This is a genomic window from Streptomyces physcomitrii, from assembly GCF_012273655.1.
Lineage (GTDB): Bacteria > Actinomycetota > Actinomycetes > Streptomycetales > Streptomycetaceae > Streptomyces > Streptomyces physcomitrii.
In genome coordinates, this window is record NZ_JAAWWP010000010.1 from 1 (window position 1) to 18,746 (window position 18,746).

Annotated in this window: 13 protein-coding genes and 1 pseudogene; 12 read left to right on the forward strand and 2 right to left on the reverse strand. The window is 74.2% G+C overall.

The genetic code is table 11. From position 1 onward, the window contains the following. Positions 1 to 154 precede the first annotated feature (154 nt). From HFV08_RS17085 to HFV08_RS17095, 3 genes are all read left to right on the forward strand, one after another. Positions 155 to 1,426 carry a sensor histidine kinase gene (locus HFV08_RS17085; protein ID WP_168540444.1) on the forward strand — a complete coding sequence of 424 codons (1,272 nt, stop codon included), beginning with the start codon at positions 155 to 157 and terminating at the stop codon, positions 1,424 to 1,426. Next, complete coding sequence (locus HFV08_RS17090) at positions 1,411 to 2,061, forward strand: LuxR C-terminal-related transcriptional regulator (protein ID WP_040254197.1); 651 nt, start codon at positions 1,411 to 1,413, stop codon at positions 2,059 to 2,061. Before HFV08_RS17085 ends, HFV08_RS17090 begins: the two co-directional genes overlap by 16 nt. A gap of 105 nt (positions 2,062 to 2,166) precedes the next feature. Further along, on the forward strand, positions 2,167 to 4,116 hold the full coding sequence (locus HFV08_RS17095; protein WP_168540447.1) for a hypothetical protein: 1,950 nt from the start codon (positions 2,167 to 2,169) through the stop codon (positions 4,114 to 4,116). Between the two features lie 32 nt (positions 4,117 to 4,148). Here the strand turns inward: HFV08_RS17095 and HFV08_RS17100 are convergent, their stop codons facing one another. After that, complete coding sequence (locus tag HFV08_RS17100; RefSeq protein ID WP_168540449.1) at positions 4,149 to 5,828, reverse strand: glycoside hydrolase family 13 protein; 1,680 nt, start codon at positions 5,826 to 5,828, stop codon at positions 4,149 to 4,151. A 292-nt stretch (positions 5,829 to 6,120) separates the two neighbouring features. Between HFV08_RS17100 and HFV08_RS17105 the strand changes: the two are divergent. Then, positions 6,121 to 6,981 (forward strand): annotated as a pseudogene (locus HFV08_RS17105) (phosphatase PAP2 family protein); the annotation flags it as partial. A gap of 233 nt (positions 6,982 to 7,214) precedes the next feature. Here HFV08_RS17105 and HFV08_RS17110 read toward each other — a convergent pair. Continuing rightward, positions 7,215 to 10,205, reverse strand: coding sequence for a bifunctional [glutamine synthetase] adenylyltransferase/[glutamine synthetase]-adenylyl-L-tyrosine phosphorylase (locus HFV08_RS17110; RefSeq protein WP_168540451.1), 2,991 nt, complete (start codon positions 10,203 to 10,205; stop codon positions 7,215 to 7,217). A 204-nt stretch (positions 10,206 to 10,409) separates the two neighbouring features. On the opposite strand from HFV08_RS17110, the gene HFV08_RS17115 reads away from it, so the two are divergent. From HFV08_RS17115 to HFV08_RS17150, 8 genes are all read left to right on the forward strand, one after another. Further along, complete coding sequence (locus tag HFV08_RS17115) at positions 10,410 to 10,931, forward strand: pyridoxamine 5'-phosphate oxidase family protein (protein ID WP_168540804.1); 522 nt, start codon at positions 10,410 to 10,412, stop codon at positions 10,929 to 10,931. 622 nt (positions 10,932 to 11,553) lie between these two features. Then, positions 11,554 to 12,735 (forward strand): acyl-CoA dehydrogenase family protein, encoded by a 1,182-nt coding sequence (locus tag HFV08_RS17120; RefSeq protein WP_168540453.1) that lies wholly within the window; start codon positions 11,554 to 11,556, stop codon positions 12,733 to 12,735. Positions 12,736 to 12,763: 28 nt separating this feature from the next. Beyond that, positions 12,764 to 13,669, forward strand: coding sequence for a multinuclear nonheme iron-dependent oxidase (locus HFV08_RS17125; protein ID WP_168540455.1), 906 nt, complete (start codon positions 12,764 to 12,766; stop codon positions 13,667 to 13,669). Then, complete coding sequence (locus HFV08_RS17130) at positions 13,669 to 14,517, forward strand: hypothetical protein (RefSeq protein ID WP_168540457.1); 849 nt, start codon at positions 13,669 to 13,671, stop codon at positions 14,515 to 14,517. The genes HFV08_RS17125 and HFV08_RS17130 overlap by 1 nt, the downstream gene beginning before the upstream one ends. 98 nt (positions 14,518 to 14,615) lie before the next feature. Continuing rightward, positions 14,616 to 14,777, forward strand: coding sequence for a hypothetical protein (locus HFV08_RS17135; protein WP_159393030.1), 162 nt, complete (start codon positions 14,616 to 14,618; stop codon positions 14,775 to 14,777). A 241-nt stretch (positions 14,778 to 15,018) separates the two neighbouring features. Continuing rightward, complete coding sequence (locus HFV08_RS17140; protein ID WP_168540459.1) at positions 15,019 to 15,753, forward strand: nitroreductase family protein; 735 nt, start codon at positions 15,019 to 15,021, stop codon at positions 15,751 to 15,753. A 32-nt stretch (positions 15,754 to 15,785) separates the two neighbouring features. Beyond that, positions 15,786 to 17,705 (forward strand): asparagine synthase (glutamine-hydrolyzing), encoded by a 1,920-nt coding sequence (gene asnB / locus HFV08_RS17145; protein ID WP_210430435.1) that lies wholly within the window; start codon positions 15,786 to 15,788, stop codon positions 17,703 to 17,705. After that, positions 17,702 to 18,715, forward strand: coding sequence for a PrpF domain-containing protein (locus tag HFV08_RS17150; protein ID WP_168540461.1), 1,014 nt, complete (start codon positions 17,702 to 17,704; stop codon positions 18,713 to 18,715). Before asnB ends, HFV08_RS17150 begins: the two co-directional genes overlap by 4 nt. Positions 18,716 to 18,746: the final 31 nt, after the last annotated feature.

The following is an 18,746-nucleotide window of genomic DNA, read 5'->3' on the forward strand; positions in this document are numbered from 1 at the left end:
AGCACCACCCCCGAGGCGGTGGCCACGGCCCGTGCGCACCCGCTCCTGGCCAGCGAGACTGTTCCTGTCCCGGTGACGGGATGCGGCGGGCAGCGGCCCGGCGCGGGTACGGGACGGACCGCCGCGGTGCGGGGCGAGTGGACGGAGCAGCGGGATGAAACTGGCGTACCGGCTGAGGGAGACGGGGGTCGCCGCGCTGCGGGGTCTGGTCCTCTCGGTGGTCTCCCTCGGCGGCTCGATCGTGCTCCTCGTGGCCTGCGTGCTCTCGCTCGCCTTGATCCCGCTGGGGATCGGCGCCTTCACCACGCCCTGGGCGGTACAGGGCCTGCGCCACTTCGCGAACTGGCGGCGGCTGTGGGCCGCCCAGTGGTGCGGGGTGCGCATCCCGCCGGGCCACCGGCCCTTCCCCGAGGATCTGCGGCCGGGCGTGATCGGGCAGCTGGAGCGCTGCCGCCTGGTGCTGCGGGACCCCGCCACCTGGCGTGAACTGTGCTGGCTGCCCTTCGACATGACGGTCGGCTTCCTCACCGCCGTCCTCACGGTGGGCCTCGCCGTCTACCCCCTTGAGGGCTTCGCCCTCGGTGCGGGTCTGTGGCGGGCCTTCACCGACGGCACCCGCACCGGCTACTGGTACGGCTTCGTGCCCATCGACGGGCAGGTAGCGGGGATCGAGGCCGCGCTGCTCGGCCTCGCCCTGCTGACCGCCGCGCTCTTCCTCTCCCCGCGGCTGCTCCTGCTGCACTTCCGGCTGACCGGCGCGGTACTCGCCCCCGGCAAGGGCGAGTTGAGCGAGCGGGTACGGGTGCTCACCGAGACCCGGCGGGACGCGGTGGACACCTCCGCCGCCGAACTGCGCCGTATCGAGCGGGACTTGCACGACGGGGCACAGGCCAGGCTGGTCGCCGTCGGCATGGACCTCGGCACCATCACGGCGCTGATGGACCACGACCCGGCGAAGGCCAAGCAACTCCTCCTGCAGGCCCGGCAGTCCTCCGCCGAGGCCCTCACCGAACTGCGCGACCTGGTACGCGGCATCCACCCCCCGGTGCTCGCCGAACGCGGACTCGGCGACGCGGTCCGCGCCCTGGCGCTGCGCCTCCCGGTGCCGAGCGAGGTGCACGTGCAGCTGCCGGGCCGCGCCCCCGAACCGGTCGAGTCCGCCGCCTACTTCGCGCTCAGCGAGGTCCTCACCAACGCGGTCAAGCACGCCGGGGCCGAGCGGATCTGGGTCGACCTCCACCACGAGGGGGGCGCCCTGCGGATGTCGGTCACCGACAACGGCGGCGGCGGGGCGGTCGTCGGCGCGGGCAGCGGGCTCAGCGGAGTGGAGCGGCGGCTCGGTACATTCGACGGCGTACTCGCCGTCAGCTCCCCCGCGGGCGGTCCGACCATGGTGACGATGGAGATCCCGTGCGCGTTGTCCTAGCCGAAGACCTCTTCCTGCTGCGGGACGGTCTGGTGCGGATGCTGGAGGCCTTCGGCTTCGAGGTGGCGGCGGCCGTCGAGTCCGGACCCGAACTGACGCGGGCGCTCGCCGAGTTGAAGCCGGACGTGGCCGTGGTCGACGTACGGCTGCCGCCCTCGCACACCGACGAGGGCCTGCAGTGCGCCCTCGCCGCCCGCCGCGCCCGGCCCGGGCTGCCGGTGCTCGTCCTGTCCCAGCACGTGGAGCAGCTCTACGCGCGCGAACTGCTCGCGGACGGCAACGGCGGCGTGGGCTACCTGCTCAAGGACCGGGTCTTCGACGCCGAGCAGTTCATCGACGCGGTACGCCGGGTCGCGGACGGCGGCACCGCGATGGACCCGCAGGTCATCTCGCAGCTCCTCTCCCGGAGTTCGGCCCAGCGGCCGCTGGAGGCGCTCACCCCCCGCGAGCGCGAGGTCCTCGAACTCATGGCGGAGGGCCGCTCCAACGCGGCGATCGCACAGAAGCTGGTGGTCACCGAGCGCGCCATCGCCAAGCACACCTCCAACATCTTCCAGAAGCTGGACCTGCCGGTCTCCGACGACGACAACCGCCGGGTGCTCGCCGTCCTCGCCTTCCTGGACCAGGAGCGCTGAGCGGCTCGTCAACTGGCCTGCCCGGCAATGGAGTTGACTTGCTGTCACCTTTCGTGACGGAAAGCGACAAGGTGACCCGCGCGGTATTCGCTCGTTCTGCTGAACGTGCAGTCACAGGATGTCGCCCCCCGCCAGGAAGCAGCCGCGGTCGGCCAGCCGGTCGACGTCGAGCAGGCGCAGGCCGCCCTCGTCGAGCACTATCCGCGGCTGGTGCGGCTGGCCTATCTGGTGCTGCCGCCGGGCCTCGGCCGGGGCCGCCGGGTGCTGCTCGCGCACGGGCTCGCCCAGCGGGCGCTGCCGCGTGGCCGGGGGCGCGAGGGTGCCGCCCGGCAGGACCGGGTGCCGGACCAGCGCGGCCCCAAGGGCGCCGACCCCGGCTACGCCTTCGTCCGGCTCCGGGTGCTGCGCACCGCGCTGCGGGCCGCCGCCCCGCGCCGCCGCCTGGCCCCGCCCCGGCAGCTCAGGACCCTGCCTCTGGTGTGGGGGCTGCGGCTCTTCCCGCGCTCCGGCGGGCCCGAGGAGATCGCCCTCGACCAGCAGCTCGCCCAGCTCTCCGGGCCCGCCCGGGCCGCCTTCGCGCTGCGCGGCCTGGAGGAGCTGAGCGAGGCCGAGGCCGCCGGGCTGCTCGCCGCCGCGGGGGCCGAGGAGCCGGGCCGGGCCCTCGCCGAGGCCGCCCGGGTGACCGTGCCGGGCGTCCGGGGCGCCGCCGCCGTGCTCGGCTCCCCCGGCTTCGACCCCTGCTCGCTCCAGGCCAGGCCCACCGACGTACTGCGGCGCAGGCAGCACCTCAAGGCGGTGCTCGCGGGGGCGGCGGCCCTGCTCGCCTGCGGGGCGCTGCTCGGCCTGCCCGGCGAGGGCTGGGGCCCGGACGGGCCCGCCGCGCCCCCGTACGCGAAGAACCCGGCGGCCGAGGCCGCGCTCGACCCGGCGCGGCTGCTGCGGGCCGCCCCCGGGGCCTGGCGCACCTCCTCCCGCGAGGACTTCTCGGTGTGGCCGGCGCGCGGTGGACTCCGCGCGGACCAGGGGCTGTTGCGCCGGGCGCTGGCCGTCTGGGCGCGGCCCGGCGATTCCGTGCGGGTCTCCGCGACCCCGGGCACGCCCTCGGGGGCGCCGCCCGGACCGCCCCGGCTCCTGTTCGCCGCCGAGGTGGACGGCGCCCGGGTGGTCCTCTTCCACGACGGGCTGCGCATCGTGCGGTACGCGGAACCGGCGGACGGCAGCGGCGGCGCGGCGCTCGACTTCGCGGCCGTGGGCGGGGCCGAGGGCGGGACGGCACTGGCCGTGGTGGCGGGCAGGTCCGACGGCAACGTCCGCTATCTGACGGCGCCTTGGGCGGACCGGGTACGGGTACGCGACCTGCGCACCCCGCAGGCCGCGCCCACCGCCCTGCCCCGCTCGGGCCAGGGAGTCACCGATCCGGTGCCGCAGGGCGCGGCCACCCGCGACTGCGGCTCCTGGAACGCCCTCCAGGTGCGCGACCGGGCGGCCGGTGCGGACCGCCTCCTCACCGACCTCGGCGAACTGACCCCCGCCCGGCTGACCTACGGCCCGCCCGGCGGCCCGGCGACGGCCGACGACGACCCGGAGGCGCTCGACTCCTGGGCGGCCGGGGCCTGTTCCCTCACCGAGGCGCGCTCGCACGGGGTGCGGACGGTCAACTCCTGGCGGTACGCGGCCCAGGAGCTGCCCGAGGCCGGGGGCACCGCGCGCTGGCTGTGCGCCCGGGCCGAGACCTGGCGCGGGACGGGCAGCCGGACCTTCGCGCAGTTCTGGGCGCCGGGCCGGGAGTCGGTGGCGGTGACCGCGAAGGCCGAGGACACGGCGGCCTGCGGTCCGCGCCGGCCGCGGGTGCTCGCCGGGGTGCTCTGGAAGTCCGAGGCGGGCAACTGGTACCTGCTCGCCGCGGGCAGCGCGGACGTCACCTCGGTGCGCGCGGCGGGCGGGGTCACGGGCCGCGGCGCCGGCAACCTCCTCGCGCTGCCCGCGAGCCAGGGGGCGCGTGCGAAGATCACCGGCCGGCTCGCCGACGGCAGCAGCCTCGCTCCCCTCAAGTGAGCTGATTCCGGCGGGAGTTCAGCCGGGAAACCTCAGCGCTGGGTCCACCACACCGTGACGTCGGCGGGGATCTCGGCGAGGCCGTCCGCGACGTCGATCCCGCTGCCGTCACTGGTCAGCAGCACCTCGCCCTCGGCGGGCACCCGTACCGGCGCGCCGGTGGTGTTGGCCGTGCAGACGAAGGCCTCCCGCGGTCCGGCGAGACGGCGGAAGGCCAGCACGCCCGCGGGCGACTCCAGCCACTGCACGGAGTCGCCCGCGCCGAGCGCCGGGTGCTCCTTGCGGATCCTGAGGGCCGTCCGGTACAGCTCCAGGGTCGAGCCGGGCGCGCCGAGCTGCGCCTGGACGCTGAACTTCCCCCAGTCCGAGGGCTGCGGCAGCCAGCCCGCCCCGGCCCCGAATCCGTACGAGGGCCCGTCCACCGTCCAGGGCAGCGGGACCCGGCAGCCGTCGCGGAAGCCCTCCTGCCCGTCCGCCCGGAAGAAGGAGGGGTCCTGGCGGGCCTCGTCGGGCAGGTCCACCACATCGGGAAGCCCCAGCTCCTCGCCCTGGTAGACGTACGCCGAGCCGGGCAGCGCCAGCATCAGGAGCGAGGCGGCGCGGGCCCGCCGGAAACCCAGCTCCACCTCGCCGGCGGTCCTCAACTGCACGCCGAGGCCCGGGGGGTTGGCGTAGCGGGTGGTGTGCCGGGTGACGTCGTGGTTGGAGAGCACCCAGGTGGTGGTGGCCCCGACCGGGCGCATCGAGCCGAGCGAGAGGTCGATGATCTCGCGCAGTTCGGCGGCGTCCCAATAGGTCGTCAGATACTGGAAGTTGAAGGCCTGGTGCATCTCGTCGGGCCGCACGTACAGGGCGGTCCTCTCCAGGGAGGGCGTCCAGGCCTCGGCGACCAGGACGCGGTCCCCCGAGTACTCCTCCAGGATCCGGCGCCAGCCCCGGTAGATCTCGTGCACGCCCTCCTGGTCGAAGAAGGGCATCGGCTTGTTGCCGAGCATCGACACCTGGTCCGTGCTGCCCACGTCGGGCAGTCCGTGCGCCTTGACGAGCCCGTGCGCGACATCGACCCGGAAGCCGTCCACGCCGATGTCCAGCCAGAACCGCAGCACGGTGCGGAACTCGTCGGCCACGGCGGGGTGTTCCCAGTTGAAGTCGGGCTGCTCGGCGGCGAAGAGGTGCAGATACCACTGCCCGTCGGGCACCCGGCTCCAGGCGGAGCCGCCGAAGACGGACTCCCAGTCGTTGGGCGGGAGTTCACCGTCGCGGCCGCGGCCGTCGCGGAACCAGTAGCGCTCCCGCATCGGGGATCCGGGCCCCTCCTCCAGGGCGCGGCGGAACCAGTCGTGCTTGTCGGAGGAGTGGTTGGGCACCAGGTCGACGATGACCCGCAGGCCCAGTTCGTGGGAGCGGCGCACCAGGGCGTCGGCGTCCCGCAGGCTGCCGAACATCGGGTCGACGGTGCGGTAGTCGGCGACGTCGTATCCGGCGTCGGCCTGCGGGGAGGCGTAGAAGGGGCTCAGCCACACGGCGTCCACCCCGAGATCGCGCAGATAGCCGAGGCGGGCGCGGATGCCTTCGAGGTCGCCCATGCCGTCGGCGTTGCTGTCGGCGAAACTGCGCGGATAGATCTGGTAGATCACCGCGTCCCGCCACCAGCCGTGGCGGAGCGTGCTGTTCGTGGCGGACTGCGACCGGTCGGCTGAATGCTTGCTCATGACGTCCTTGAGTACGTAAGGGCGGGCAACAAGGCGATGCGGGCGCCGGGCCGGACTCTTCTCAGCCGCCGCGCCGGGGCGGGGCGGACCGGCTCTCAGGCCCCAGCATGCCGCGCCCGCCACGTCGGCACCACCGGACGCCCGCCCGGCGCCCGGCACCCCGGCGGCGGGCGCGGGGCGCGGCCGTGCCCGGGCGGCGGGATCCGGCTCGTCCCCGGGGTGCAGCGGATGCCCCGCAAACCCGACCAAGGGATGATCGTCCCCTGCTGGGGTTTCTGGCAGACTTTGTCCCGTGGGTGTGAGGAGTGTGGACACACTGGAAGGCCGCCGCGGCGCCTCTGCTTCACCCCCCGCGGAGCCCTCGGGCCGCGCCGGGAGAGGCCGCGCCGAGCTGCCCGGCCTGCTGCGCCGGGCCCGTGCCCCGCGCACCCCCCGGCTCTGGTTCGAGGTCCTGCTGATCGGCGTCAGTTACTGGACGTATTCCTTCATCCGCAACGCGGTACCCGAGCGGCGGGGCCGGGCGCTGGCCAACGCCGACTGGCTGTGGCGCCTGGAACAGGGCCTCGGCACCGGCTTCGAGCACGCCGCGAACCGGGCCGCGGACTCGGTGACCTGGCTGGTCGTGGGCATGAACTACTACTACGCGACCTTGCATTTCGTGGTCACGCTCGGTGTCCTCGTCTGGCTCTACCGGCGCCATCCGGGCCGCTACGCCGCCACCCGCCTGGTCCTGTTCTTCACCACCGCCGTGGCCCTGGTCGGTTACTACGTGTATCCGCTCGCCCCGCCCCGGCTGCTCCCCGGCGAGGGCTTCGTCGACACCGTCCTCGTGCACGACACCTGGGGTTCGATGGCCTCCGGCGATCTGAAGACGGTCTCCAACCAGTACGCGGCGATGCCCTCCATGCACATCGGCTGGTCGCTCTGGTGCGGGCTGACGATCTTCGCGCTGGCCAGGGCGCCGTGGGCGAGGATCCTCGGGCTGCTCTACCCGGTGGCCACCCTGATCGTCATCGTGGCCACCGCCAACCACTTCTGGCTGGACGCGGTCGGCGGCGTCCTCTGCCTCGCCTTCGGCTTCGCCGTGGCCCGCCTCTGGTACGGGTCGCTGCCCTACGCCCTGCCGCGGCAGGTGGAGCGGGGCCGGGCGAGAACGCGGGCCGCACCGGTCCCGGGAGCCGTGGCGGCGTCGGCCTCCACCCCGCAGCAGGGCGCCTCCGCCCGGCACCCCCGGGGAGCCTCCACCCGGCGGACGAGCGGCACGGTGGAGCCCGTCCGGCGCCATGTGCCCGAGGACTGGACCGGGCGCCCGGCACCGCCCGAGGGGCCGGCCCCGCCGCCTGCGCCGGAGCGCTCGGCCGCGCCGCCGCCGACCGGCGGGCCGCCTCAGGCCCCGTAGAACCGCTCCTCCACCACCGCGCGGGCCCGGCGGGTGATCCGGCGGTAGTCCTCCAGGAGGTCGCCGACATGCCCGGGGCCGTAGCCGAAGTAGCGGCCGACCGCGGCCAGCTCCCGGCTGTCGGAGGGGAAGGTGTCGCCGGCCCGGCCGCGGACCAGCATCACGGCGTTGCGCACCCGGGCGGCGAGCACCCAGGCCTCGTCGAGGATCTGCGCCTCCTCGGTCGCGAGGAGCCCGGCGGCGTGCGCGGCGGCCAGCGCCTCGCGGGTACGGGTGGTGCGCAGCCCCGGTTCCTCCCAGGCGTGCTGGAGCTGGAGCAGCTGCACGGTCCACTCGACGTCGGAGAGCCCGCCCCGGCCGAGCTTGGTGTGCAGGGTCGGATCGGAGCCGCGCGGCATCCGCTCGGACTCCATCCGGGCCTTGAGCCGCCGGATCTCGCGTACCGCGTCGTCGCCGAGCCCCTCGACCGGGTACCGCAGCGGGTCGATCAGCTCGACGAACCCGGCGGCCAGCTCCGGGTCGCCCGCGACCGGCTCGGCGCGCAGCAGTGCCTGCGCCTCCCAGACGAGGGACCAGCGCCGGTAGTAGGCCGCGTAGGAGGCGAGGGTGCGCACCAGGGGACCGGAGCGGCCCTCCGGGCGCAGGTCGGCGTCGATCAGGAGCGGCGGGTCGGAGCTGGGCAGCTGGAGCAGCCTGCGCATCTCGGCGACGACCTGGTTCGCGGCCTGCGCGGCCTCGTGATCGTCCACGCCCTCGCGGGGCTCGTGCACGAAGAGCACGTCCGCGTCGGAGCCGTAGCCCAGCTCGTGGCCGCCGAAGCGGCCCATGCCGATGACGGCGAAACGGGTGGGCAGGGTGTCGCCCCAGCCCTCGCGGACCACGGCGCGCAGGGTCCCGGCGAGGGTGGCGGCGGTGATGTCGCTGACCGCGCCGCCGGTCCGGTCCATCAGGGCGCCGGGGTCGAGCTCGGCGGGGCTCTCCTCGGTGCGGTAGGAGGCGACGATGTCGGCGGCGGTGGTGCGGAAGAGTTCGCGGCGGCGCACGGCCCGGGCGGCGGCGACCGCCTGCTCGCCGTTCGCGGCGCGGGAGACGGCGGCGAGGACCTCCTGTTCGAGGGCGCCGTGCTCGCGGGGGTCGAGGGCCTCGGTACCGAGCAGGTTGACCGCCTCGGGGGCGCGCATCAGCAGGTCGGGGGCGAGCCGCCCGGCGGAGAGCACCCGGGCGAGGTTCTCGGCCACGGTGCCCTCGTCGCGCAGCAGCCGCAGGTACCAGGGGGTCTGGCCGAGGGCGTCGGAGACCTTGCGGAAGCCGAGGAGGCCCGCGTCCGGGTCGGCGGAGTCGGCGAACCAGCCGAGCAGCACCGGCAGCAGGGTGCGCTGGATGGCGGCCTTGCGGCTGACGCCGGAGGCGAGCGCCTCCAGGTGGCGCAGGGCGGAGGCGGGGTCGGCGTAGCCGAGGGCGACCAGGCGTTCGCGGGCCGCCTCCGCGCTCAACCGGGCCTCGGTGGGCGCGAGTTGGGCGACGGCGTCGAGCAGCGGCTGGTAGAAGAGCTTCTCGTGCAGTCGGCGCACCACGGAGTTGTGGCGGCGCCAGGCGCGGTTCAGCTCGGTGATCGGCTCCCGGCGCAGGCCGAGGGAGCGCCCGATGCGGCGCAGGTCGGCGTCGTCCTCGGGCAGCAGGTGGGTGCGCCGCAACTTGTAGAGCTGGATGCGGTGTTCGAGGGTGCGCAGGAAGCGGTAGGCGTCGTCGAGCTGGGTGGCGTCGACCCGGCCCACGTACCCCCCGGCGGCGAGTGCCCGCAGCGCGTCGAGGGTGGTGCCGCTGCGCAGCGAGCGGTCCGAGCGGCCGTGCACCAACTGCAGGAGCTGGACGGCGAATTCGACGTCCCGCAGCCCGCCGGGGCCGAGCTTGAGTTCGCGGTCGAGTTCGGCGGCGGGGATGTTGTCGACGACCCGGCGGCGCATCTTCTGCACGTCGGGGACGAAGTTCTCGCGCTCGGCGGCCCCCCAGACCAGCGGGGCGAGGGTCTCGACGTACTCCGCGCCCAGCTCCGCGTCCCCGGCGACCGGGCGGGCCTTCAACAGGGCCTGGAACTCCCAGGTCTTGGCCCAGCGCTGGTAGTAGGCGAGGTGGCTGCTGAGGGTGCGGACCAGGGGGCCGTTGCGGCCCTCGGGGCGCAGGTTGGCGTCGACCGGCCAGATGCTGCCCTCGACGGTGGTCTCGGAGCAGATCCGCATCAGATGCGAGGCGAGCCGGGTGGCGGCCTGCACGGCCTTGCCCTCGTCGGCGCCCTCCCGGGGCTCGCCGACGAAGATGACGTCCACGTCGGAGACGTAGTTCAGTTCGTGGCCGCCGCACTTGCCCATCGCGACGACCGCGAGCCGGCAGAGCCGGTCGTCCTCGGGGGCGGCCTGGCACGCCATCGCGAGGGCCGCGCGCAGGGTGGCGGTGGCCAGGTCGGCGAGTTCGGCGGCGGTCTGGTCGACCTGGGTGGTGCCGCAGACGTCGCGGGCGGCGATGGAGAGCAGGCAGCGCCGGTAGGCGACGCGCAGCGCGACCGGGTCGCGGGCCTCGGCGAGCCCGCGCTCGAACTCCTCCACCCCCGGGTGGAGATCCTGCGGCTCGTAGGTGACCAGGGCCTGCCAGTCGCCCGGGTGGCGGGCGAGGTGGTCGGCGAGCGCCTCGGAGGAGCCGAGCACCCCGAGCAGCCGGTCCCGCAGCGGCTTCGCGGCGATCAGGGTGTCGAGGAGTTCCCGGCGCGCGGTGTCCTCGGGCTGCGCCTCGACGAGGCGGACGAGGCCGAGCAGCGCGAGGTCGGGGTCGGCGGCCTGGCCGAGGGCGTCCAGCATCACCGGGTCGGTGCGTACGGCGTCCATGGCCTCGCCGGCGAGGAGGCGCTCGGCCGCCGAGGGGTCGGTGAACCCGTGCCGGAGCAGTCGCGTGAACAGACTGCTCCGTCGCCCCTGCGGCACCGACATCCCACGGCCTCCTGTCCAGGCGGTTCTTCCTCCGGTGAGCTTAGAGCCTTTCGTCCGGACGGGTCCGGGCGGCGGGAGCGGCCCGGCACCGATGAGTTCCGCCGCCGCGCGCGGTCACCCCTGGAGAGGCAGCATGGCGCCCGGCAGGTCCGCCGCGTCACCCGCGCACGGAAGCGGAAGAGCAGGGAGCACCGTATGTCCGGCATGGAAGCCGAGAGCCCCGAGGGCAGCATCGACCCCCGGTACAGCAGTCCCGGCGCCCGCGCGGCCGACTGGTCCGCGGCGAGGGAGCGGGTGGCGCGGGCGGAGCTGTTCTGGCTGTCCACGGTGCGCCCGGACGGACGCCCGCACGTCACCCCGCTGATCGCCGTCTGGTACGAGGGCGCCCTGCACTTCAGCACCGGCGTGGAGGAGCGCAAGGCGCACAATCTCGCCGCCAACCCCGAGGTGGTGCTGACCACCGGCACCAACACCTGGGCCGAGGGCTACGACGTGGTGATCGAGGGCACCGCGGTACGGGTGCGCGAGCCCGGGCGGCTGCGCGCGCTCGCCCGGGCCTGGGAGGAGAAGTACGGCCCCGTCTGGCACTTCGAGGTCCACGAGGACGGCGGCTTCCAGGCGCTGCACGGCATGGCCGAGGTCTACGCCGTCGCCCCGCGGACCGCGTTCGGCTTCGGCAAGGGCGAGACCTTCAGCCAGACCCGGTGGCGCTTCCCGGCGGGCTGAGGAGCGGGCGGTCCGGCTCTCCCCGGCATCGCCCTGAGCGCCCTCCCGGCGTCCCTCGGGCGGAGCGGGCGCCACTCGGGCTCCCGATCCGCCGATGCGGGCAGCGGGCCGGGCGACCCCGGTACGGGCGGGGCGCGTACCCGATCCGGAAGCCGTCCGTCCACGCAGGTCACAGCAGGCCCGACTCGGGGCCGCGGAAATCGGCGGGGCCGCGCGAAAACCACACCGGGAAGCCCGCATCGAGTAGTAATTAAAAGGCAGACAAAAACCGTGCAATCGGGGAACCGTCACTACGCGTTGTGAGCGAGTGTGGCCCTGGTCACGTTTTAAAGCGGACGCAGACCCTCACCTCTCGCAGCATTACACACGGAATAGTGCGCCATTTCCGTTTTCCGCCCCCGGGGCATGCGGGCACGCACCGTAAGGGGCGGTTGACCGTCCGGAGCGGCGCATTTAGCTTCGGTGCCATACGGAAAACGCAGTGAGAGTGCACGAATAGGCAGGCGGAGAAATTATTCCGCGCCGCCGCCGCGGCCCTTTTGGACGGGCCCGGACAGTGGGTCCCGCCCCGGCCAGTCCGGAAATTCGCCTCCTCCCCCCACCTGCGAAAGGGCTCTACCGCATGCCCGAAACGCATTTCCCCGCAAGCCAGGCCGAATGGGTCCGCACCTGCCTCGACCTGTCCCCCGAGGGGGCGGCCTTCTGGCTGGCCTCCCTGGAGGAGGTCTGCGCGGCGGCGGTGGCCCCGGCCGCGGCCGCGGTGGACGAGGAAGGGGAACCTCCGTTCGCGGCGCTCAAGGCCCTCGCGGAGATCGGCGCCTTCGGGGTGCAGATCCCGCGTGAGCAGGGCGGGCTCGGCTTCGGGAACGCGCTGGCCGCCCTGGTGGTGGAGCGGACCGCGCGGTCCTGCGCCTCGACCGCGGCGATCCTGATGTTCCACTACCAGGTGGTGCACCGGACCCTCGGGCACGCCCCGGCCGAGGTGCGCGAGCGGCAGCTGCCGCCGATGGCCAGCGGGGAACTGCTCGCCGCGAGCGCCTGGACCGAACCGGGCGCGCGGACCAAGACCGATGTACGCACCCGGCTCACCGAGCGGGCCGGCCGGTTCACCGTGACCGGCACCAAGACCTACTGCACCGGTCTCGGCACGGCCGGGGTGATCGACGTCCTCGCCGACGCCCGCACCGAGCAGGGCCAGGGGCCCACCTTCGTACGGGTGCCCGCCGACGCGCCCGGGGTCGCCCGGGACGAGGTCTACCGGATGCTCGGCCTGCGCGGCACCAGCACCGGCACCGTGGTGCTGCGCGAGGCCGAGGTGGCGGAGTCGGCGGTGCTCGGCGGGATCGGCAGCGCCCCGGCGCTGATGCGGGCCAACCACGAGACCCCGCTCAACCCCGGGCTGCTCGCCCTCGGCATCGCCTCGGCCGCGCTCGGCACCGTCACCCGGTCCGCGCTCCCGCCGCGAACGGAACACGAACCGGAGGCCAAGCCGCTCTCCCAGGCCAAGACCCTGCAACTCGCCCGGAGCACCCTCGCCCTGGACGCCGCCTACGCCTACGCCGGGCACCTCCTGAACCGGGCGGCGCGCTTTCCCGAGCAGGCGCATCTGGCGGCCAGCCAGCTGAAGGCCTCGGCGACCGGCACCGCGGAACAGGTCACCCGGGAACTCCTGCATGTCGCGGGTTCCCGCGGATTCCTCGCCGATTTCGCACTGGAACGCCATCTGCGGGACGCGCAGGCCACCGCGCTGATGGGACCGGGAAACGAACTCTGCCTGCAACGCGTCGCCGACGCACTGGCCTGACGAGAGAAGCGGCAGCGGAAGGAAACGCATGACGACAACCAGCGAGCACCCGGCACCCCCGCACCTCAAGCCGCCGACCATCGGCGCGGGCTTCCTCTACCACTGCTCCCCGGAATTCGCCCGGCTGTACCAAGAGCTCGTCGCCTGCGGCGGACGTATCGATTTCGTCGAATACCTCGCCACCCACTTCGGCTCCGATGTGGAGTACGTCGCCGAGGTCAACGCCGGGCTCGGGAACCCGCCCTCCACGCTGCACTGCTACGAGTACATGATCGGCAGCGTCGACCGCCCCGACGCGGCCACCGTCGCCAAGCTCCAGCGGATGGTCGAGGCCGCCAACTGCCAGTACATCGGCGAGCACGTGGGCATGATGGGCACCACCGAGCAGTATTCGGGGACCTTTCTGCAGCCCTTCGGCACCGACGAGCAGACCGAGACCTTCATCCGCAATCTGCGCGAGGTCAAGGAGCAGGCGGGCTGCGCGCTCACCATCGAGAACCAGTCCCAGGTCTACAACCGGATCGGCCCGCGCTCCATCTGCGAGCAGGTGCGCGACATCGCGGTCGGCGCCGATGTCGGCATCCTGCTCAGCCTGTCGAACTTCATCATCGCCGAGCGCTTCGTCCCGATGGACCGCGAGCGCGAGATCGCCGCGATCCCGCTGGAGTACGTCTGGCAGGTGCACCTGCCGCTGGGCAACGCCGCCCAGCTGAACGACCCGGACCTCGGCCTCGACTGGCGCCGCGCCGAGCAGCGCTGGGCCAACGAGACGCTGGTGCAGCTCTTCAAGGAGCCCTCCTTCAAGCCGGTCTCGGTGGTCTTCGAGATCGAGGACGCCGGCACCCCCTCGCACGCCACCCCGGAGGAGCTGCGGGACGCCCTGGAGTGGGCGCGCGAACTCCTCGGCGAGGACACGAAGGTGGAGGTGCGCTAATGGCACTGCGCGATGTGCAGGTCTTCCTCGCCGAGTACGTGCGCGACCGCGGGGTGCGCGAGCGCTGCCGCGAGGAGGGCGGGCTCGACGCGGTCCTCGGCCCCCGCGCCCTCACCGCCGAGGAGCGGCAGCTGATCACCACGATCGACCTGGACGACCTCAGCAAGGTCGCCGAGACGGTGCTGCGGGAGCGCTTCGACCGGCTCAGCTCGGTCTTCGCCCTGCTCTTCGAGCACCTCGCCCCGCACACCGACGTCTCCGCCCTCTACCGCCGCTTCGACGACGAGCACCGGCACGGCTGGTGGCAGCGGCGCCGCGAGATCCGGCGCTTCGAGGCCTATGTCTCGGACTTCATCATCCGCGAGCAACTGCCGCCGTACCTGCTTGACCTGGTCCGCCTCTGCGCCTACATCACCACCGTCGCGGAGTCCCCGAAGGCCGCGGCCCCCGACCACGCCGACCTGCCCGGGGCCGAGGCGGTGCGCGCCAACTACGCGGTGCGCCTGCGCCGCCCGTACGCCGTGCTGAGCATGCGCTACGACGTGCTGCCGCTGCTCGACGAGTCGGACACCGTGCAGCTGGTCACCACGCCCACCCCGCGCCGGGTCCTGGTCCAGCGCAGCTGGCAGGAGCACAAGCGCTGCCAGGTCTTCGACCTCGGTGCGGAGCCGCTGGTCGAGGCGATCGGCGAAGAGCTGCTGACCGTCGGCGAACTCGCGGGCAGGCTCCCCCAGTTCGGCCATGCCGAGCTGTACGAGGAGGTCGCCGCCCTGCACCGGGACGGCATCGTGCACCTCGTCGTCCCCCCAGAACTCGCTGGTGACCTCGCCCTGCGGGGCGCGGGCTGACCAGTGGGAGCGCCTGCCCCGGCCCGGGCCGAGGCGGAGCGCTGCTGTCGAAGAACCGGCGATTCCCGCCGGACCGCCCAAGGAATGAGGAGAACACCATGCAGAAGCGTCGCAGCGCAGGCCCCGGCACCATCGTGGTCAAGTTCACCGGTTCCACCGGGACCGCCGCGGCTCCGGCCGCCGCCGTCACCACCGGCACCGGCCGCCGCACCAGCGGCCCCGGCACCATCGTGGTGAAGTTCACCGGCAACAACGCCTGAACCAAGGCGACTTCGGCCCGGAGCACCACCGGGTGAGACCCTCCCGGCGGTGCCCTGAACGGCCCGAGGAGGCGGGCGGTCCGCGCCTTCAGCTCGCGGACCGCCCGTCCCGGCGGCACCGTATGCCGCCCCCGCCTGCCACCACCAGGCCATAGGGCAACAGGCCTCGTCCCAGGCGGCATCGACACCCCCCGCCCCCCAACTCAGCATGCCCGCAGCCCAGTCAGAGGGAGCCTCAGCCATGCCCGTCCCCGGAGCAGACGGCGGACCCGCACGGTCCAGCGTCCTGGACCTGCTGCGCGAGCGGTCCAGCGTACGGAAGTTCACCTCCGAGCCGGTGGACCCCGAGCTGCTCGACGCGGTGCTCGAAGCGGCGCTGCGGGCGCCGACCTCCTTCAACTTCCAGCCGTACTCCCTGATCGTGGTGACCGAGGAGCGCCGCAGAAAGGAGCTGGCGGACATCCTGCGCAAGGAGTTCGTCGGCGAGTGCGCCGCCTTCGTCCTGGTCTGCGGCGACCTCTCGGCACTGCCCCGCAAGGGCGAGACCTACGGGGTGCCGCTCGACGACCGGCTCGCCGACGCCAGCCTCTCCGCGACCATCGACGCCTCGATGGTCGGCATGTGCCTCTCGCTGGCCGCGAGTTCGGTGGGCCTCGGCTCCGTCATGGTCGGCGCGGTGCGCAACGCCCCGGCGGCGGTGGCCGAGTTGTGCGCCCTGCCCCCGTCGGTGACCCCGCTCTTCGGGATCTGCCTGGGCCGCCCCGCCGAGGTGCCGCCGCCGAGGCCCCGGCTCCGCAGCGACCTGGTGGTGCACCGGGAGCACTACCGCGACGCCGCCCGCGAACGCGCCGCCCTGCCGAGCGCGGCCACCCTGCGCAAGCCCGGCGGCGACCTCTCCGCGGGCGACCTCGCCGAGTGGCGCGGCCAGGTCGTCAAGGGCCTGCGCCTCTCCCGCCGCCGGGACGAGCTGCCCTGAGCGGCAGCGAACTCCCGTACACACAGGGGCCGTTGAGCCCCGGTACACGGCGGCGCGGGCAGCACCAGACCAGCCAGACGGAGACGGAGGTGGACGGACGGATGTGCCGCATCTACGGACACATGGGCGGCGGGGCCTTGCCCGAGGACCTGCGGCTGACCGGCGCCGCGCTGCGCCACGGCGGCCCCGACGGGCACTACCTCGACGAGGGCGGCGGCTGGGCGCTCGGCGCGACCCGGCTCGCCGTGATGGCCCCCGACCAGGGCGCGCAGCCCTACCGTCACGGTCCGGTGCGGGTCGTCTTCAACGGCGAGATCTACAACCACCGTGCGCTGCGGGCCCAGTTGGCCCGGGACGGCTACCACATCGCCGACCGGTGCGACGGCGCCGTGCTCCCCGCGCTCTACCACCGCTACGGTCTCTCCTTCACCGAGCACCTGGACGGCATGTACGCGCTGGCGGTCCTGGACCTGCGCGCGGAGCCGAAGCTGGTGCTCAGCGTCGACGAGAGCGGCGTCAAACCGCTCTACTACCACCGCGACCGGCAGGGCGGCCTCTCCTTCGCCTCCGAACCCGGCGCCCTCGGGATCCTGTGCGGCGCGGGCGCCCGGCTGCGGCCCGAGGCCCTGGACACCTACCTGACCACCAAGACGCCGCTCGGCCCGCGCACCGTCTTCACCGACATCACGGCGATGGAGCCCGCCGAGACCCTGGTCGTCACCCCCGGCCGCCCGCCGCGCCCCTACCGCCGCCGCGCGCCCGCCGTCCCCGCACTGCCCGCGGGGAGTCTGACCGAGGCCGCCGACGGGCTGCGGTCGCTGCTGCGCGCGGAGACCGGCCGGCTCGCGGTGGCCGACGCCCCGGTGGCCGCGGTGCTCAGCGGCGGCCTCGACTCCTCCCTGGTGACCGGGCTGCTCGCCCGGGAGATCCCCGGAGTGCACTGCTTCCACATCCGCTACCGGGGCTCCTGGCCCGCCGACGAGTCCGGCCACGCCCGCACCGCGGCCCGCGCCTTCGGCGCCCGGCTGCACGAGGTCGTCCTCGACCCCGCCCGGATACCCGAGGAACTCCCGCGCACCGTACGGGCCTTGGGGCAGCCCAACGCCGATCCGATCACCGTGAGCACGCTCGCCCTGTTCCGCGCGGTGCGCGAGGCCGGCTTCACCGTCGCGCTGACCGGAGACGCCGCGGACGAACTCTTCGGCGGCTACGACCGCACCCGCGCCGCCGTCACCGCCGAGGGCGACTGGGCGGGCGATTACGTGCGCGCCCTCGCCGCGGTGCCGCCCGCGCTGCGCGCCGCGCTCTACCACCCGGAGTACCGGGCACTGCTGCGCGGCACCACCACGGCCGAGCAGGAGCTGCTGCGGCGGCTGCGCGGCCGGGACGGCGACCGCCTCGCCGCGCTCACCGAGATCGAGACCGGCCTGCGGATGCCCGCCTACCACCTGCGCCGGGTGGACCATCTGAGCATGGCCGGTGCCGTCGAGGTGCGGCCGCCGTTCTGCCAGCGCTCGGTCACCGGCGCCGCCCGGCAGCTGCCCGATCATCTGAAGGTGCACGGCGGGGTCGGCAAGCGGGTGCTCCAGGAGGCCGCCCGCGGACTGGTCCCGGAGTCCGTGCGCACCCGCGTCAAACAGCCCTTCACGCTCCCCGTCGCGGCGATGCTGACCCCCGGCACCCCGCTGTTCGACTATGCCCGCGAGGTGCTGGCGCCCTCCGAACTCCGCTTGTCAGCACCGGAGTTGGACCCCGCCGCCGTCGCCAGGCTGCTCGACCGGCAGGCCGCGGCGCCGGACGCGACCTCGGCGCTCGCCGTCTGGTCGCTCCTCGTCTTCGAACTCTGGCGGCGCGAGGCGGGCCGGCCCCTGCCCGGCCGGGCACCCGCCCGCCACGGCACGGCAATCCGCTACGGCACGTCCGGCGCCGTACGGGCGGAGCGTGCGGCATGACCCGCGGCTGGATCGCCTACGCCGCCGGCAGCCCCTGCCCCACCCTGGTCCTGCTGCGCGAGGACGGCTGGCCCACCCGGCGGAGCGCGCTGAGCGGACTGCTCCACGGGGTGTACGAGACCCTGTGCGCGCGGGGCGCGGGCCACGTACTGAAGATCGCCCTGGTCTCCCCGTCCACCGCCTCCGCCGTGGGCCTCGACTACCGCTTCGTGCAGGTGGTCCCGGGCGAGCCCAACCGCCTTGAGTTCGGCGGCAGTTGCGGCCACTCCATCCTCAGCGCGGTGCTCAGCGCGAGCCGCGCCGGGACGCCGGCGCCGCTGCGGGCGGGCGACCGGGTCCGGGTGCGGGTCCTCAACAACGAGGACATCGTCGTCTGCGAGGCCTTGGAGGTCGGCCCCGCGGGCGGCCACGCCACCTTCACCGTGCGCTTCCGCCGCACCTCGCCCACCCGGCTCGGCAGCACCCTGCTGCTCGGCGAACCGGTCAGCACCCTGCCGGACGGCGGCCCGCCCTTCTCCCTGGTCTCGCTCGGCAATCCGTATGTCTTCGCGGACGCCCGGGCCTTCGGCGTGCACACCGAGGCGGAGCTGTTCGGCGCCGGGGAGCCGCTGTTCCGCCGCCTGTCGGGGCTGCGCGAGGCGGTCGCCCGGCGCCTCGGCTGGACCTCGCCCTGCTTCCCCAAGATCGCCGCACTGCTGCCCGGCGCCCAGGGCGCGCTGAGCGCCCGGGCGATCTCGGTGCCCTCCTGGCACCCCTCGCTGGCACTGACCGGCGCCACCTGCCTGGCCGCCGCGAGCGCGGTGCCCGGCACGGTACCGGCCCGCCTCGGCGCGCTGCCCGGGGAGCGGCTGACGATCCGCACCCCCGGCGGGGACTCGGTGGTCCGGGTCACCGCGAGCGCCGACCGCCTCCTGGAGGTGAGCGTCTCGCCGAAGACGGTGCGCATGGTCGCGGTGCTCGACCTCCCGGACCTGGCGCCCGCCCCCGAGCCCACCCTCTCGGCACCCTGAACAGCCCTCCCCCGCAGGCGAGTTCACCCCG